This is a genomic window from Paracoccus broussonetiae, assembly GCF_031854425.1.
GTDB classification, from domain to species: domain Bacteria; phylum Pseudomonadota; class Alphaproteobacteria; order Rhodobacterales; family Rhodobacteraceae; genus Paracoccus; species Paracoccus broussonetiae.
The window spans coordinates 52,183-68,895 of sequence record NZ_JAVRQI010000005.1; the positions used below are offsets into that span (position 1 = coordinate 52,183).

General features: G+C 66.4%; 15 protein-coding genes. 9 read left to right on the top strand and 6 right to left on the bottom strand.

The features are described 5' to 3' along the window. Positions 1–10: 10 nt before the first annotated feature. The 4 genes from RM190_RS07625 to RM190_RS07640 all read right to left on the bottom strand — a co-directional run bounded on the left by RM190_RS07625 (position 11) and on the right by RM190_RS07640 (position 4,157). Complete coding sequence (locus tag RM190_RS07625; RefSeq protein WP_311758822.1) at positions 11–1,309, bottom strand: pyruvate dehydrogenase complex dihydrolipoamide acetyltransferase; 1,299 nt, start codon at positions 1,307–1,309, stop codon at positions 11–13. A 12-nt stretch (positions 1,310–1,321) separates the two neighbouring features. Then, a complete protein-coding gene (locus tag RM190_RS07630; protein ID WP_311758823.1) occupies positions 1,322–2,686 on the bottom strand; it encodes a pyruvate dehydrogenase complex E1 component subunit beta in 1,365 nt (454 codons plus the stop codon). Positions 2,687–2,701: 15 nt separating this feature from the next. Continuing rightward, complete coding sequence (gene pdhA / locus RM190_RS07635; protein WP_311758824.1) at positions 2,702–3,733, bottom strand: pyruvate dehydrogenase (acetyl-transferring) E1 component subunit alpha; 1,032 nt, start codon at positions 3,731–3,733, stop codon at positions 2,702–2,704. Positions 3,734–3,863: 130 nt separating this feature from the next. Further along, positions 3,864–4,157 carry an FtsB family cell division protein gene (locus tag RM190_RS07640; protein ID WP_311758825.1) on the bottom strand — a complete coding sequence of 98 codons (294 nt, stop codon included), beginning with the start codon at positions 4,155–4,157 and terminating at the stop codon, positions 3,864–3,866. 135 nt (positions 4,158–4,292) lie between these two features. On the opposite strand from RM190_RS07640, the gene RM190_RS07645 reads away from it, so the two are divergent. From RM190_RS07645 to RM190_RS07660, 4 genes are read left to right on the top strand one after another with little or no spacing between them, the layout of a single operon-like run. After that, positions 4,293–4,574, top strand: coding sequence for a hypothetical protein (locus RM190_RS07645; protein ID WP_311758826.1), 282 nt, complete (start codon positions 4,293–4,295; stop codon positions 4,572–4,574). Between the two features lie 11 nt (positions 4,575–4,585). Continuing rightward, a complete protein-coding gene (locus RM190_RS07650; RefSeq protein ID WP_311758827.1) occupies positions 4,586–5,245 on the top strand; it encodes a DUF1523 family protein in 660 nt (219 codons plus the stop codon). Positions 5,246–5,304: 59 nt separating this feature from the next. Further along, positions 5,305–6,264, top strand: a complete 960-nt coding sequence (gene deoC / locus RM190_RS07655; RefSeq protein WP_311758828.1) for a deoxyribose-phosphate aldolase — start codon at positions 5,305–5,307, stop codon at positions 6,262–6,264. A gap of 6 nt (positions 6,265–6,270) precedes the next feature. Next, positions 6,271–8,592, top strand: coding sequence for an aldehyde dehydrogenase family protein (locus RM190_RS07660; RefSeq protein WP_311758829.1), 2,322 nt, complete (start codon positions 6,271–6,273; stop codon positions 8,590–8,592). On the opposite strand, the gene RM190_RS07665 is transcribed toward RM190_RS07660, so the two are convergent. Continuing rightward, complete coding sequence (locus tag RM190_RS07665; RefSeq protein ID WP_311758830.1) at positions 8,589–9,344, bottom strand: hydroxypyruvate isomerase family protein; 756 nt, start codon at positions 9,342–9,344, stop codon at positions 8,589–8,591. The genes RM190_RS07660 and RM190_RS07665 overlap by 4 nt on opposite strands. Position 9,345: 1 nt before the next feature. Beyond that, on the bottom strand, positions 9,346–9,900 hold the full coding sequence (locus tag RM190_RS07670) for a DUF1285 domain-containing protein (RefSeq protein WP_311758831.1): 555 nt from the start codon (positions 9,898–9,900) through the stop codon (positions 9,346–9,348). Between the two features lie 62 nt (positions 9,901–9,962). On the opposite strand from RM190_RS07670, the gene RM190_RS07675 reads away from it, so the two are divergent. The 5 genes from RM190_RS07675 to RM190_RS07695 are packed head-to-tail and all read left to right on the top strand — an operon-like array spanning position 9,963 to position 16,711. Then, entirely contained in the window at positions 9,963–10,964 is a 1,002-nt protein-coding gene (locus RM190_RS07675) for an AAA family ATPase (protein WP_311758832.1), read from the top strand. Further along, positions 10,961–11,830 (top strand): DUF58 domain-containing protein, encoded by an 870-nt coding sequence (locus RM190_RS07680; RefSeq protein WP_311758833.1) that lies wholly within the window; start codon positions 10,961–10,963, stop codon positions 11,828–11,830. Before RM190_RS07675 ends, RM190_RS07680 begins: the two co-directional genes overlap by 4 nt. Continuing rightward, positions 11,830–13,773 carry a BatA domain-containing protein gene (locus tag RM190_RS07685; RefSeq protein ID WP_311758834.1) on the top strand — a complete coding sequence of 648 codons (1,944 nt, stop codon included), beginning with the start codon at positions 11,830–11,832 and terminating at the stop codon, positions 13,771–13,773. The genes RM190_RS07680 and RM190_RS07685 overlap by 1 nt, the downstream gene beginning before the upstream one ends. Next, a complete protein-coding gene (locus RM190_RS07690) occupies positions 13,770–14,606 on the top strand; it encodes a DUF4159 domain-containing protein (protein ID WP_311758835.1) in 837 nt (278 codons plus the stop codon). The genes RM190_RS07685 and RM190_RS07690 overlap by 4 nt, the downstream gene beginning before the upstream one ends. Then, a complete protein-coding gene (locus tag RM190_RS07695; RefSeq protein WP_311758836.1) occupies positions 14,603–16,711 on the top strand; it encodes a hypothetical protein in 2,109 nt (702 codons plus the stop codon). Before RM190_RS07690 ends, RM190_RS07695 begins: the two co-directional genes overlap by 4 nt. Positions 16,712–16,713: the final 2 nt, after the last annotated feature.

Below are 16,713 nucleotides of genomic sequence, written 5' to 3' on the forward strand. Positions count from 1 at the left end.
CCGGGTCGGATCAGGCCAGCATGCCCATCGGGTTTTCCAGATGGCTGACGATCTTTTCCAGCAACTGGGCGCCCAATGCCCCGTCGATCACGCGATGGTCCACCGACAGCGTCATCGACATGACATTGCGGATGACGATCTCGCCATTCTCGACCACGGGGGTCTGGATGCCTGCGCCGACCGCCAGGATCGCGCCATGCGGCGGATTGATGACCGCGTCGAAATTCTCGATCCCGAACATGCCGAGGTTCGAGATGGCGAAGCTGCCACCCTGATATTCATGCGGGGCCAGCTTCTTCGACTTGGCGCGGCTGGCCAGGTCTTTCATCTCGGCCGAAAGGGTGGACAGCGTCTTTTGCTGCGCATCCTTGAGGACCGGAGTGAACAGGCCACCTTCGATCGCGACGGCGACAGCCACGTCCGAGGGCTTCAGCTTCAGGATGCGGTCGCCTGCCCAGACGGCATTGGCGTCGGGAACTTCCTGCAGCGCCAGGGCCGAGGCCTTGATGATGAAGTCGTTGACCGACAGCTTCACGCCCCGCGATTCCAGCTGCTTGTTCAGCAAGGCACGGAATTCCATCAGCGCGTCCAGCTTGGCCGAGCGGCGCAGATAGAAATGCGGGATGGTCTGCTTGGCCTCGCTGAGGCGTGCGGCGATGGTACGGCGCATGCCGTCCAGCTGAACCTCGGTCGTCTCGCGCTCGGCATACATCTTGAGGATGGTTTCCGCCGACGGGCCGGCAGGTGCGGTCGCAGCCGGAGCGGCAGCGGCGCGCGGAGCCTCGGCTGCGGGTTTCGCCGCGCCGGGCTTTGCCCCTTCCAGGTCTGCCTTGACGATCCGGCCGCGCGGGCCCGAGCCGGTCAGGGTGGCCAGGTCGATGCCTTTCTCGGCTGCGATCCGGCGCGCAAGCGGCGAGGCGAAGATGCGGCCGCCATCCGCTGCCTTCGCGGCGGCGGGGGCAGGGGCGCTGGCGGCGGCAGGTGCCGGGGCCGCCTCGGCCTTGGGAGCTTCGGTCGTGGCCGCGGCTTTCGGGGCGGCGGCCGCACCGATGTCCGCCGCGGATTCGCCTTCTTCCAGCAGCACGGCGATGGGGGTGTTCACCTTGACCCCGGCGCTGCCCTCGGCGATCAGGATCTTGCCCACGCGACCTTCGTCAACGGCCTCGAACTCCATCGTGGCCTTGTCGGTTTCGATCTCGGCGATGACGTCGCCCGCTTTCACCTCGTCGCCTTCCTTCACCAGCCATTTGGCCAGCGTGCCTTCCTCCATGGTGGGGGAAAGCGCAGGCATCAGGATTTCTGTCGGCATCTCGCGTTTCCCTTAGCGGTAGGTGACTTTTTTCACCGCCTCGACCACCTCGGCCGTGGTGATGAGCGCGTGCTTTTCAAGATTCGCGGCATAGGGCATGGGCACGTCCTTGCCGGTGCAGTTGATGACCGGCGCATCGAGATAATCGAAGGCGTTTTCCATGACATAGGCCGAGATGTGGTTGCCGATCGCGCCGACCGGGAAGCCTTCCTCGACGGTGACAAGACGGTTGGTCTTCTTCACCGATTCGATGATGGTGCCATAGTCAAGCGGGCGCAGGGTGCGCAGGTCGATCACCTCGGCGTCGATGCCTTCTGCGGCCAGTTTCTCGGCCGCGTCGAGCGCGTGGGTCATGCCGATGCCGAAGCTGACCAGCGTGACATCCTTGCCTTCGCGGGCGATGCGCGCCTTGCCGAAGGGGATGGTGAAGTCTTCAAGGTCGGGAACCTCGAAGCTGCGGCCATACATGATCTCGTTCTCAAGGAAGATGACCGGATTCGGGTCGCGGATCGCCTGTTTGAGCAGGCCTTTCGCATCGGCCGCGGAATAGGGCATCACCACTTTCAGGCCGGGGATCTGCGCATACCATGCGGCATAGTCCTGGCTGTGCTGAGCGCCGACGCGGGCAGCGGCGCCGTTCGGACCGCGGAACACGATCGAGCAGCCCATCTGGCCGCCGGACATGTAAAGCGTCTTCGCGGCCGAGTTGATGATATGGTCGATCGCCTGCATGGCAAAGTTGAACGTCATGAATTCGACGATCGGGCGCAGACCGGCCATGGCGGCGCCGGTGCCGATGCCGGCAAAGCCGATTTCCGAGATCGGGGTATCGACCACGCGGCGCGGACCGAACTTGTCCAGCAACCCCTGCGAGATCTTGTAAGCGCCTTGGTATTCCCCGACTTCCTCGCCCATCAGGAAGACGGTCTCGTCGCGGTTCATTTCCTCTTCCATGGCTTCGCGCAGGGCTTCCCGCACGGTCATGGTCTTCATCTTGGTGCCTTCCGGCCAGTCGGGCGAGCGGTCGGTTTTCGGCGCGGCGGGGACGCTTGCGGCGGCAGGAGCCTCGGCCTTGGCGGCGGCGGGCGCGGCTTCGGCCTTGGGCGCGTCGATCTTGATGTCGTCGGCGCTTTCGCCTTCGGCCACCAGTACGGCGATCGGGGTGTTGACCTTCACGCCCTGTTCGCCTTCGGCGATCAGGATCTTGCCCAGGATGCCTTCGTCGACGGCCTCGAACTCCATCGTGGCCTTGTCGGTCTCGATCTCGGCGATGATGTCACCGGCCTTGACCTCGTCGCCTTCCTTTTTCAGCCATTTCGCCAGTGTGCCTTCCTCCATGGTCGGCGACAGGGCGGGCATCAGAATCTCGGTTGCCATATGGTCTTCTCCCGCTCAGGCGTTCTGCTTGACCGCGCCCTGGGGCAGGTCATCGGCATAGATATCGGTCCAGAGTTCCTCCAGCGCCGGCTCGGGGCTTTCCTTGGCGAACTCGGCGGATTCGTTGACGATATCCTTGATTTCCTTGTCGATCGCCTTCAGGTCTTCCTCGGTCGCGTGCTTGCCGGTCAGCAGCAGGTCGCGGACATGCTCGATGGCGTCGCGTTCGTCGCGCATCTTCTGGACTTCTTCGCGGGTCCTGTATTTCGCCGGGTCCGACATCGAGTGACCGCGATAGCGATAGGTCATGACCTCAAGGATATAGGGGCCCTTGCCCGCACGGCAGTGCGCGACGGCCTTTTCACCGGCAGCACGGACTGCCAGGACGTCCATGCCATCGACTTGCTCGCCCTGGATGCCGAACGCGGCGCCGCGGCCGAACAGCGTGGTCGAGCGGGTCGAACGCTTGACCGAGGTGCCCATCGCATACTGGTTGTTCTCGATCACGAAAACGACCGGCAGGCTCCAGAGTTCGGCCATGTTGTAGGTTTCATAGACCTGGCCCTGGTTCGCCGCGCCGTCACCGAAATAGGTGAAGGTCACGTTGTCATTGCCCAGATACTTGTCGGCGAAAGCCAAGCCGGCACCCAGCGGCACCTGCGCTGCGACGATGCCGTGGCCGCCGTAGAAATGCTTCTCGCGGCTGAACATGTGCATCGAGCCGCCCTTGCCCTTGGAGTAGCCTCCCTCGCGTCCGGTCAGCTCGGCCATGACGCCGTTCGCGCTCATGCCGCAGGCCAGCATGTGGCCGTGGTCGCGATAGGACGTGATGCGCTTGTCACCTTCCTTCGTCACGGACTCAAGGCCGACGACGACGGCTTCCTGGCCGATATACAGGTGGCAGAAGCCCCCGATCAGGCCCATGCCGTAAAGCTGGCCCGCCTTCTCCTCGAATCGGCGGATCAGCAGCATGTCGCGGTAGTATTTCAGCAGCTCGTCCTTGGAAACGTTGGACGCGCTCTCCGTAGCTGTGGGCTTTTTGACCATGGGTCCTCCTCGGCGCAGGAATAGTTCAGCGTTAAACTACTTCTAGGACGGAGTTCCGGGGAAAGTAAACCTGCGATCTGCCGCCACGCGGGTTCCGGCGCCAGACCGCGCCCGGTTGCCTGCCGGACGATCAGCGGATGATGATTTCTTCCGGTCGCAGATACCCCAGAACGTCCCGCGCCCGTTCGTCCAGCAGGTCGATATCCAGGTAATCGTCCGAAAGGCGATGGGTCAGGTTCCGCATCCGGTCGACATCCGCCTGAAGCCGGTCGCGCTGCGCGACAAGTTCGCGCGTGTCGGCCTTGATCTGTTCCCGCCTGAGGACCCCCGACGGCCCCTGAACCGCGGCAAAGGCGAAATAAGTGCCCATCAGGGCCATCACGACGAAAAAGACCAGGGCGCTGATCGAAAGGCGTTCGGACATCAAGGCGTTTCCTCGTTTTTCGGGATGATGCCACAGCATGCGGCGGGTGGGAATCCCAAAGGCGGGTCATTGACAGATCCTGCGCGCGGTCTTTCCATGGGGCATGCCCAGCGACCAGAGCCTTCGGGAAAGACCATGATTGCCCTCTTGCGACTGATCGGGCTGGTGCTTGTCATCGAACTGATCTTCTATGTCCTTCTTTCGATCTATATCCGCAGCACGAGGCGCGAGGCGCTTGAAAAGGAATGGGACAGGCGTCACCCGTCGGCGGCAGGGAACTCGGCCCCGCGGCGCGAGTTCGTCCGGCGTTCCATGGTCGGTTTCGGGAAGACCCTTCGCGCGCGACTGGTCGGATTGGTGCTGGTCCTTCCGCTGGTCGTGATCGTGATGATCGTGATCCTGGTGAACTATGACTGAAGGGGGCGCCGATGCGCTGGTTTCTGACTTTTCTGGGTGTGCTTTTCGGCGTCACCGTCTTTCTGTTCCTGGATTATTCACTGCCTTCCAAGCAGACGGTTCGGATCACCAATACCTATAACCGCCTGACCGAAATCGGGGCGAACTCGATCTTCTATGCCGCGGCGGATACCGGCACGATCCAGAACGCGCAGGGCCAGCGCGACGTGCGGTTCATCGATACGGTGCGCCCCAACGGCAAGCCCTATGTCTATCGCAACGAGGATACCGGCTGGATCTGGCCGCCCTATTTCAAATACGACAGTTCGAACCTGCACGCCAAGGCGACCGACCTGAAGTCAAGCTCGGCTGCGCCGGAATGGGTCAGCATCACCTCGTACGGGTGGCGGGTGTCGTGGCTGTCGATCTATCCCAACGCGATCGCGGTCCGCCCGGTCGCGGGGCCGGACGTCAGGCCCTTCAACTGGCCCGCGGTCATCATCCTGCTGGTGATGGGGCTGTTCCTGTTCATGATCTGGCGGATGTGGAATCAGTTCCGCGAACGCAGCATCGATCCGGCCCTGCGTTCGGCGGATGAAACCTGGGACCGCATCGACGCGCGCGCCGACGCTGCTCGGGATCGCGCGGCGGGGCGGGTCGGACGCTGGTGGCGCGGGCTGCGCGGCCGCTGACCGCTTGCCGCAGCGAGCGGCACTGATTAGCTTGCCGGGGTCCACGAAAAGGGGGACGCATGAAAGACGAAGCACCCGGACGCCGAAATCCCGGCACCGCCCTGCATCGGGAATGGTTCGAGACCATCCGCGTCAACACGCCCGCAAGCGAGCGTCGCGCAGCCAGCCTGCCTCAAAGGCGCAGCCTGAAGAAGGAATGGCAGGCGGCATGGCTGCTGAACGCCGTTCGCTGCATCGACCTGACCACGCTGTCGGGTGATGACACTTCCGACCGGGTCGCGCGACTTTGCGCCAAGGCGCGGCAGCCGATCGATGCCGGTCAGCTTTCGGCTCTGGGGATCGAGGGGCTGACCACCGGCGCCGTCTGCGTCTATCCCACGATGGTTTCCGCGGCCAAGCGTGCACTGGATGGCTCGGGCGTCCCGGTCGCATCCGTTGCGACCGGCTTTCCCGCGGGTCTGATGCCCCTGGAACTTCGCTTGGCCGAGATCCGCTATGCGCTGGACCAGGGCGCGGACGAAATCGACATCGTCATCAGTCGCGCCCATGTCCTGCAGGGTGACTGGTCCGCGCTTTACGATGAGCTTTGCGCCATGCGCGAGGCCTGTGGCGGCGCGCTGATGAAGTCGATCCTTGCGACCGGAGAGCTGAAGACACTGGAGAACGTCGCAAAGGCCAGCCATGTCGCGATGCAGGCCGGTTCCGATTTCATCAAGACCTCGACCGGGAAAGAGCCCGTCAATGCCACGCTGCCTGTCAGCCTGACCATGCTGCGCGCCATTCGCGATTATCGCGATCAGACCGGCTTCGCGGTCGGGTTCAAGCCCGCGGGCGGGCTTCGGACGGCCAAGGACGCGCTGAACTGGCAGGTGCTCATGGTCGAGGAACTGGGCCGCGACTGGCTGCGCCCCAACCTGTTCCGCATCGGCGCGTCCTCTCTTCTGGGGGATATCGAGCGGCAGATTTCCCATCACGTGACGGGGCGCTATGCCGCCTCGCACCGTCTGGCGGCAGGATAAGTGAAGATGCCAAGCGTAGGCGAGATCATGGAAAGCATGGAATACGGCCCCGCGACCGAGGATGCCTCGGCCGTTCGCGAATGGCTGGCCCGGCAGGGCAGCCTTGGCCATTTCATCGACGGCAAGTTCACGAAGCCGGCCAAGACATTTGCGACCCGCGATCCTGCGACGGGGCAGGATCTGGCGCAGGTTTCTCAGGGTAGCGAAGAAGACATCGCGCGGGCCGTCCGTGCCGCGCGCCGCGCAGCACCAGGTTGGGCCGCGACCTCTGGCCATGACCGCGCGCGTTTCCTTTACGCAATCGCCCGGACAGTCCAGAAGCGAGAGCGGTTTCTGGCCGTGCTTGAGACGCTGGACAACGGCAAGCCGATCCGGGAAAGCCGCGACATCGACATTCCGCTGGTCGTACGCCACTTCTATCACCATGCCGGTTGGGCCGAGATCGCGACAACCGAGTTTCCGGGCCATGCGCCCCTTGGCGTCTGCGGCCAGATCATCCCGTGGAACTTTCCGCTGCTGATGCTGGCATGGAAGGTCGCGCCCGCGCTTGCCGCAGGCAATACCGTGGTCCTGAAGCCCGCCGAATATACGCCGCTGACCGCGCTGGCCTTTGCCGAGATCTGCGCCGAGGTCGGTCTGCCACCCGGCGTCCTGAACATCGTTACGGGCGATGGCGCAACCGGTGCCGCGCTGGTGCAGGCGCCCGTCGACAAGATCGCCTTCACCGGCTCGACCGAGGTCGGGCGCGGCATTGCCCGTGCGCTTGCGGGAACGGGCAAGAGGCTGACATTGGAACTGGGCGGCAAGTCGCCCTTTGTCGTCATGGCGGATGCCGATCTGGACGCGGCAGTCGAAGGCGTCGTCGATTCGATCTGGTTCAACCAGGGTCAGGTCTGCTGCGCCGGCTCCCGCATCCTGGTCGCCGAGGCCATAGCCGAGCGGTTCGAAACGCTGCTGCGCCGCAGGATGGAAAAGCTGCGCGTCGGACCTCCGCTGGACAAATCGACCGATATCGGCGCGATCGTCGATCCGGTGCAAAAGCAGCGCATTCTTGAAATTCTGACCGAGGCGCAGGCGGCAGGCGCCGAACTGGTCGGCGGGCAGGAAGGTAGCGGCTGCTTTATCGCACCGGGCTATCTGCGACGAATTGCGCCCGCCAATCCGGGGATGCGGAAGGAAATCTTCGGTCCCATCGCCACGCTTTCGACATTTCGCACGCCCGATGAGGCGATCGAGCTTGCGAACAACACCGCCTATGGGCTGGCGGCCTCGGTCTGGTCGGAAAGCGCGACCGTGGCGACCGATCTTGCCGCGCGGATCAGGGCGGGGGTGGTCTGGATCAACTGCGCAAACCTGTTCGATGCGGCGGCCCCTTTTGGCGGGGTCCGCGACAGCGGTTATGGCCGCGAAGGCGGGCGCGAAGGGATGCTGGATTATCTGGCCGTGCCGCAGTCCCGTCCTGCGGGCAAGGGCGCGGCACCCCGCCCAGCCAACCCCGTCGAGGTCGGGCCGGGAGAGATCGACCGCACCGTCAAGCTGTATATTGGCGGCGCACAGAAGCGTCCCGACGGCGGGGCAAGCTATGCCGCGCAGGGAGAGCTGATCCCGCTGGGCGGGCGCAAGGACATCCGCAACGCCGTCGAAGCCGCGCAGGGCGCCCTTGGGAAATGGCAGGCGCTGGGCGGGCATGGTCGGGCGCAGGTGCTGTATTTCATGGCCGAGAACCTTGCGCTGAGGCGGACCGAGTTCGCGCGCTTCGCCTCGGATGCCGAGGTCGAGACCGCGATCCGGCGCTGCTTCTTTTATGCGGGCTTCGCGGACAAGTACGATGGTCAGACCGTATCTGCCAAGGGCGGGCTGCTGACCCTTGTCCAGCCGGAACCGCAGGGCGTGATGGGCATCATCGCGCCCGAGAACGCGCCCTTTGCAGGGCTGATGTCCCTGCTGCTTCCCGCCATCGCGATGGGGAATGCGACCATCGTCGTGCCCTCGCAGGATCGACCCATGGCGGCGCTGACCCTTGCGCAGGTGCTGGCCTGTTCGGACGTTCCGGGCGGGGTGGTCAATATCGTCACCGGCCCCCGCGACGCGCTGGCCGAAGCGCTGGCCGCGCATGACGGGGTGAACGCGATCTGGCAGCCAGAACCCAATCCCGCCGTCGAACGCGCCGCGGCTGAGACGCTGATACCCGTCTGGTCGACCGATGTTTCGGACTGGGGTTCGGAGGACGCGCAGGGTCGCCGCTTCCTGCGGGCGGCGAGCCGGGCCAAGACGATCTGGCTGCCTTACGGGGCGCTTCCGGCCGGTACCGGCAACTCGGCCTATTAGGCCGAGCGCAGCCAGTCCACGCCCATCTCGGTCGAGGCGAGCGGGGTGTATTCCGCGCCGATCCAGCCGTCGTAGTTGCTGGCCTCGACCGCGCGGAAGAAGCGCGAGAAATCGATCTCGCCCGCGCTGGGTTCGTGACGGCCGGGCCAGCCAGCGACCTGCACATGCCGCGTCAGGGGGGCGAAGCGCTCCCACAGCGACAGCAAACGGCCGTGGATCATCTGGGCCTGATAGGCGTCGAATTGCAGGCCCAGGTTCGGGGCGCCGACCTCGGTCAGGATCTCGGCGGCAAGATCGAAGCTGTTCAGATAATAGCCGGGATGGTCGCTGGTATTGATCGGCTCGATCGTCAGGCTGAGATGGGGGGCGCGGTTCGCGGCCCATGTCAGGTTCTCGACCAGGGTCCGGCGCGCGGCGCTGCCCTGCGCGCGTCCGGCCATGACATGGACATGCCGGACCTTCAGCGCCGTCGCCAATTGGACGGCGCGATCGAAATCGCTGCGGAAGCGCGCCTCGTTTCCGGGCGTCGCGGCAAAGCCCCGTGGTCCCCCGGACCAGTTCGGGGGCGGGGTGTTCAGAAGCACAAAATCCAGCCCCGCCGATTCGGCGCCCTGGACCAGATCGTCGCTGGGCAGATCATAGGGAAACAGGATCTCGATCCCGTCGAAGCCGGCGCGCCGGGCAGCGGCGAATCGCTGCTGCATGGGCAATTCGGTGAACAGATAGGTCAGGTTCGCGGCAAAGCGGGCCATGTCAGGGCTCCAGCGGAAAAATGGCCCCGTCCGAATGCAGGACCAGCCGACAGGAATCGTCGGGGGTGGCCAGCTCGGCAAGGCGATAGAAGGTCTTGCGGTCGATCAGGGCTTCAAGCCCGCGGCGGACATGCAGATAGGGCCGCGGCGCATCGGCGCTGCCCCGCACGGTGACAGAATTGTCGACGCCGGCGGTGACGGTATCGCCGACATTGGTTGTGAATGTCACAGCACCCGTTGATGGGTCGACATCGGCGTCGACCGCCAGGAAGGGTGCATCGACGACGCGGATTCCCACCTTTTCCACGGGCGTCACCAGAAAATGCGCGTCCCCCTCGCGCTTCAGGATCGAGGCGAAAAGCCGCACCATCGCTGGTCTGCCGATCGGCGTTCCCTGATAGAACCAGGTGCCGTCCGCACGGATCTCCATGTCGATGTCACCGCAAAAGGGCGGGTTCCACAGATGGACCGGAGGCGGGCCCTTTTTCGAGGCAAGTGTTGCCGCCTGTGCCAGTCCGTCCGCGATGCTCACGGGATTGTCAGTCTTGCGACCCATTACCAGTGGAGCCTTGTCGTTCCTCATCCTATGCTGTCCTAGAGCAGAAAAGAGGCATTGTCATGACCGAGGATGATCAACTTGTCTCCCAAATTCAGGCGCTGACGGCACGCCTTGCCGATGCCCATACAAGCATTGAGCGGCGTTTCGTCGGTCAGCACGCCGTAGTTGAGCAAGTTTTGGCCGCAATCCTCTCGGGCGGGCATGCGCTCCTGGTGGGCCAGCCGGGCCTTGGCAAGACGATGCTGGTCGATACCCTGTCGACGGTGCTGGGACTGGACAGTGCGCGCATCCAGTTCACCCCGGACCTTATGCCCGCCGACATTCTGGGGTCCGAAGTGCTGGACCTGCGCCCCGATGGCAGCCGCGCCTTTCGCTTTATCGAGGGGCCGGTTTTTACCCAGCTTCTGATGGCGGATGAAATCAACCGCGCCAGTCCGCGGACGCAATCCGCGTTGCTGCAAGCGATGCAGGAGAGCGAGGTGACGATCAGCGGCGAACACCGCCCGCTTGGTCGCCCCTTCCATGTTCTTGCGACCCAGAACCCCATCGAGCAGGAGGGAACCTATCCCTTGCCCGAAGCGCAGCTTGACCGGTTCCTGCTGCAGATCGACGTTGATTACCCCGATCGCGACACCGAGCGCGCGATCCTTCTGGCCACGACCGGGGTCGAGCAGGGCGCAGCCCATGCTGTCTTCGATGCGGCGGGGCTGATCCATGCGCAGGCCCTGATCCGCCGGATGCCGGTCGGAGAGACAGTGCTGAACGCGATCCTGGACCTTGTGCGCGCCGCGCGTCCCGGTGCGGCTGAAGCGCCCGCCTGGATGTCGGACATGCTGGTCTGGGGTCCGGGGCCACGCGCCGCGCAGGCTTTGACCCTGGTCACTCGTGCACGCGCCGCGCTGAAAGGGCGGTTCGCCCCCACGCTGGAGGATGTCGAGGCGATGGCCGCCCCGGTGCTGCGCCACCGAATGGCCCTGAGCTTTGCCGCCCGCGCGCGGGGCGAGACGGTCGAAGGGCTGATCTCGCGCCTGCTGGGCGACCGGATGCAGGCCGCCGCGTGAACAGGACCGCTGCCGAGCTTCGTGCCGAGGCCGAGGCGGCCCTGACCGGAGTGCCGGCCCTGATGCTTTCGGCCGAGCGCCTTGCCGCAGCAGCGACGCCCGGCGCGCATGGCAAGCGCCGCGCGGGCACGGGTGAGGATTTCTGGCAATACCGCCCCGCCGCCCCGGGCGATACGGCCCGCAGCATCGACTGGCGGCGCTCGGCCCGGTCGGATGCGCAATTCGTTCGCGACCGCGAGGCCGAGGTTGCGCAATCGGCGGTGATCTGGGTGTCGGGCGCGGCCGGGATGGATTTTTCGGGCGCGGCGACGCGCCCGCGCAAGGCGGACCGTGCCAACCTGCTGGCATTGGCGCTGGCGCTGGCGCTGTTGGGCAGCGGTGAACGCGTCGCTCTGGCGGGACAGCCGCCCCGGACCGGCAGGCTTCAGGCGGAACGCATGGGGCAGGCGCTGGTGGCGCGGACCCGCCTTGACGTGGACGAGGACATGCCTCCGGCCGAGGCGCTGCGTCCCGGCCAGCGTGTCATCCTGTTCGACGATTTCCTGGGTGATCCCGCTCCGGCGCTGGCCTATCTGCAGCGCGCGGCGGGGTTAGGGGTGCAGGGTGCGATGCTGCAGGTGCTTGACCCTGACGAGCAGGGCTTTCCCTATTCCGGGGCCGTGCTGTTCCGTTCGGGATCGGGGGTGCTCAGGCACGATACCCGCGATGCGGCCGGTCTGCGCGAGGCCTATCTGGCCCGGCTGGCCGAGCGGCGCGAGATGTTGTCCCGCGCGGCACTTCAGGCGGGCTGGCATTTCGGCACGCATGATACCGCTGTCCCGCCCGCGCAGGCGCTGATGTGGCTGTGGTCGGTGCTGGAGGGCTGATGCTGATCCTGGGTCCGATAGGTTTCCTGACGCCCTGGCTTCTGGCCGCGCTGGCGACCCTGCCGGTGCTGTGGCTGATCCTGCGGGCCATGCCCCCGTCACCCCGCTTGCTGCGCTTTCCGGGCACGCGGCTGCTTCTGGGCTTGAAGGATCCGCGCCCCGTCGCGCGGCACACGCCGTGGTGGTTGCTGTTGCTGCGCGTTCTGGCGATCGCGGCCCTGATCCTTGCCTTTGCCGGGCCCATCTGGAAGCCCGCGCCCGAACAGGCCGGGCAGGGGCCGGTCCTGATCGTGATGGATGCGGGCTGGGCCGCCGCGCCCGACTGGTCCCAGCGGCAGGCGCGCGCGCTGCGTGCGCTGGAACGCGCGGCCAGCGCCGGGCAGCCGGCCGCGCTGCTGGTCGCGGACGGTCAGGCCGAAGGCGCGGTGCCTTTCCAGCCCGCCAGCGAGCTTGCGGCCCGCCTGCGCGCCCAGCAGCCCGTGGCATGGGAAACCCGCTATCCGCAGGATCTGACTGAAGCCCTGTCCCAGGTTCCTGGCTCGGCTTCGGTGCTTTGGCTCAGCGACGGGCTGGACCATCCGGGCCGCACGGCGCTGCTTTCGGCGCTGCGGGATCGCGCGACGGTGACGGTGGTTCCGCCGCAGGGGCCGCGGCTGGCGCTGGAACTGGTCGAGGGCGAACAGCCGGCATTGCGGATGCATTCCGACACCGATGGCCCCGCGCCGGGCGTGCTGGCCATCGGGGTCGATCCGCAGGGAACGCCGCGGCAGCTGGCACGGCTGGAGCCCGAGGCCGCAGAGGCGGGAACCTCGGGCGTGATCAGCCGTCTTGTCCCGATCGCGCTGCCCTCGGAACTGCGCAACCGCGTTTCGCGCTTCGAAATCGAAGGGCAGGGATCGGCGGGCACGGTCGTGCTGGCCGATGACAGCCTGCGCCGCCGCAAGGTGGCTTTGGTCGGGGACGATCGCGCGAACGAGGGTCAGCGCCTTCTGTCGCCGCTGCATTACCTGCGTCGCGCGCTTGCCCCCCGCACCGACCTGATCGAGGGCGGGCTGGGCGACGTGCTGCAGGCCTCTGCGGACGTGATCGTGCTGGTCGACCAGATTGCCCCGGCCGAGACGGGGGCATTGCAGGAATGGGTCGACAAGGGCGGCTTGCTGATCCGCTTTTCTGGACCGCGCATGGCTGCATCCGAACGGCTTGGGGACGAGGCTCTGTTGCCCGTCCGCCTGCGCAGCGGGGGACGGGATGTGGGCGGTGCGCTCAGTTGGGGCGATCCGCGAGGCGTGGCCCCATTTCCGCCAGAGGGGCCGTTTGCCGGGCTGGCGATCCCGCCGGACGCGACCGTTCGGGCCCAGCTGCTGGCCGAGCCATCGCCGGATCTTGCGTCACGCACGCTGGCGCAGCTGACGGATGGAACCCCCCTGATCACGCGCGCGACCTTGGGGCAGGGGCAGGTCGTGCTGTTCCACACCACCGCCAATGCGGAATGGTCGAATCTTGCATTGTCCGGGCTGTTCGTCAGAATGCTGGACCGGCTGGTGCAGACCGCGCGCGCCAGCGCGCAGGCGCCCGAGCCCGAGATGGATGGCGAGATGTTCTGGACCCCGACACAGGTGCTGGACGGTTTCGGCCGGGCGGGCGATCCGCAGGATCTGGTTCCCGTCCCGGCTGCAGAATTCGCGCGCGGACCTGGGCCGGGGGCCCCCGCCGGGCTTTACCGCTCGGGCGAAAGGGCGGCGGCGCTGAACGCGGGTGGCCCCTTTGCGCGCGCATCCTGGCCCGGCGCCCGGATCGAGGCCGCGTCCGAAGCTCCGGGCCGTGACCTGCGGGGCTGGCTGATCGCCTTTGCCGCGCTGGTCTTTGCGCTGGACGCGCTTGGCAGTGCCTGGCTGGCGCGCGGTGGCCTTGCGCCCCGCGACCGGAAAGGGGCCGGCGCATGATGAGGGTGCTGGTTTTGCTGATCGCATCCCTTGCCGCCACGATGGCCCTGGCCCAGGAGGATCCCGATCCCCGCCTGATCCGCGCCGCGGACGAGGTCGCGCTGGCCTATGTCGTCACCGGCGATGCCGAAGTCGACAAGGCCTCTGACGCGGGGCTGCGGGGAATCTCGCGCGTGATGACGGACCGCACGACCGTCGAGCCGGGCGAACCCATCGGAATCGATCTGGACAGGGACGACCTTTCCCTGCTGACCTTCCTGTACTGGCCGGTCACGGACAGCCAGCCCATGCCCGGACCACAGGCCTATGTGCGGCTGAACCACTTCCTGCGATCGGGCGGCATGATCCTGTTTGACACCCGCGACGGTGACATTGCCGGGCTTGGCGGTCCGAACGGATCGGCGGCGTTGCAGCGGCTGGCCGCGCCATTGGACATCCCGCCTCTGGCGCCGATCCCGACAGATCACGTCCTGACCCGCAGCTTCTATCTGCTGCATGACTTCCCCGGCCGCTATCAGGGGCTGGAGGTCTGGGCCGAAGCGCCGCCGGCCGGGGCCGAGGCGGCTGAGGGCGTGCCCTTTCGCAGCCTGAACGACGGCGTCTCGCCCGTCATCATCGGTGGCAATTCCTGGGCCGAGGCCTGGGCCATCGGCGACAATGGCATGCCCCTGTTCAGCGTCGGTTCCGGGCTTGAGGGCGAGCATCAGCGCGAGATGGCATATCGCTTTGGCGTCAACCTGATCATGTATGTCCTGACCGGAAACTACAAATCCGATCAGGTCCATGTTCCCGCCCTGCTGGAGCGGTTGCGCGGAGAAGAGGTCATGCAATGACCGGGCTGGGCTTCGATCCGCTATTGCCTTGGTCGTTGGTGGCGGCGGTCGCCGGGATCGCGCTGCTGATCGCGCTGTGGTCGTTGTGGCGGGGCCTGCGCGGCTGGGCCTGGCGCGGCCTTGCGGGTCTTGCGGCGGCGGCTGCGCTGGCCGGCCCTGCGCTGGAATCCGGCATCCGCAACAAGCTTTCGGACATCGTCATCCTGCTGGATGACCGCAGCGCCAGCCAATCGCTGCCGGGCCGGACCGAGCAGACGGATGCGGCCATCGGGCAATTGACCCGCCAGCTTTCAGCGCTGCCCGATACCGAAATCCGCCGCGTCACCGTGGCCGACGATCCCGATGGCACGCTGATCGGTGCGGCCCTGTCGCGGGCGCTTGCCGCCGAGCCGCAGGCCCGCGTCGCGGGCTTGATCGCGGTGACGGATGGGTTGGCCCATGACGCGCCCCTGCTGCCGATCGATGCCCCGGCACCGGTCCATCTGCTCAAGACCGGGCAGCCGGGTGACTGGGACCGCAGGTTGGTGATCGAGGAGGCCCCGGCCTATGGGCTGATCGATCAGCCGGTGACGATCCGCCTGCGGGTCGAGGATCAGGGCGCGGTGCCGCCCGAGATCGCCGGGACGCCGGCCCGACTGCATGTTCTGGTCGACGGAGAAGAGGACCGCAGCCTGGACCTGCCACCGGGAGTCCCGCTGGACCTGCCGGTGGTGCCCGAACATGCGGGCCAGAACGTGGTCTCGATCGGTTTCGACGCGCCGGATGCCGCGGTTCCCGAACTGACCGACCGCAACAATGCCGTCGCCCTGCAGATCCAGGGCGTGCGCGACCGCCTGCGCGTTTTGCTGGTGTCGGGGGAACCCCATGCGGGCGAGCGCACCTGGCGCAATCTTCTGAAATCGGATGCCAATGTCGACCTGATCCATTTCACCATCCTGCGTCCGCCGGACAAGATGGATGCGGTTCCGGTCGACGAGATGTCGTTGATCGCGTTCCCGACCCAGGAACTGTTCATGGAGCGGATCCGCGACTTCGATCTGATCATCTTCGACCGCTATCGCGTGCGCGGTATCCTGATGCCGCAATATTTCGACAATATCCGCCGCTATGTCGAAGAGGGTGGGGCGGTCCTGGTATCGGCCGGCCCCGAGATGTCGACCGTCGAAAGCCTCAACCTGTCCCCGATGGGCATGATCCTGCCCGGTCGCCCGACCGGCCGCATCTTCGAGGAGCCTTTCCTGCCTCGCCTGACCGAGGAAGGGCTGCGCCATCCAGTGACGGCGGGCCTGTCCGGCGCTCCGACCGAAGGCAGCGAGACGCATTGGGGCCGCTGGCTGCGGATGTCTCAGGTCATCCCTAACCCGCGCGCGCAGGTTGTCATGACCGGGGCGGGGGATGAACCGCTGCTGATCATGGACCGCGTCGGCAAGGGCCGAGTGGCGATGCTGACCTCGGATCAGGTCTGGCTTTGGGGGCGCGGGTTCGAAGGCGGGGGGCCGCAGCTTGAACTGCTGCGCCGCATCGCTCATTGGTCGATGAAGGAACCGGAACTGGAGGAAGAGGCCCTGCTGGCCGATGTCGCCTCGGGACTGACGGTCACGATCACCCGCCGGACGATGGCAGAGCGCGCAAAGCCCGTCCGCATCACCGGCCCCGATGGGACCACCCGGACGCTGGACCTGACCGAGGCCGGGCCGGGACGCTTCACCGCCCGCTGGACAGCCCCCGAACCCGGCCTTTACCGCCTGACCGATGGAGAGATCACCCGGGTCATGGCGCTTGGCCCCGCCGCGCCGCGCGAGTTTGAAGAGACGGTCGCATCCTCGGCCGCGCTGGGTCCTCTGGCCGAAAAGACCCGCGGCGCGGTGCTGGACCTGTCCGCCGGAATTCCAGATCTGCGCACCGTCCGCGAGGGGCGTCCCGCCCATGGGCGCGGTGTCGCGGGTGACTGGATCGCGATCACGCCGCGGGGTGCGGCCTCGACCTCGGGGATCACTCACCAGCCGATCCTGCCGCCTTGGGGTTGGCTTCTGCTGGTGGCCGGGTTGGCGCTTGCTGGCTGGCTAAGCGAGGGGCGCGGCTGGTCGGGTATCCGCCGGGCCTGATC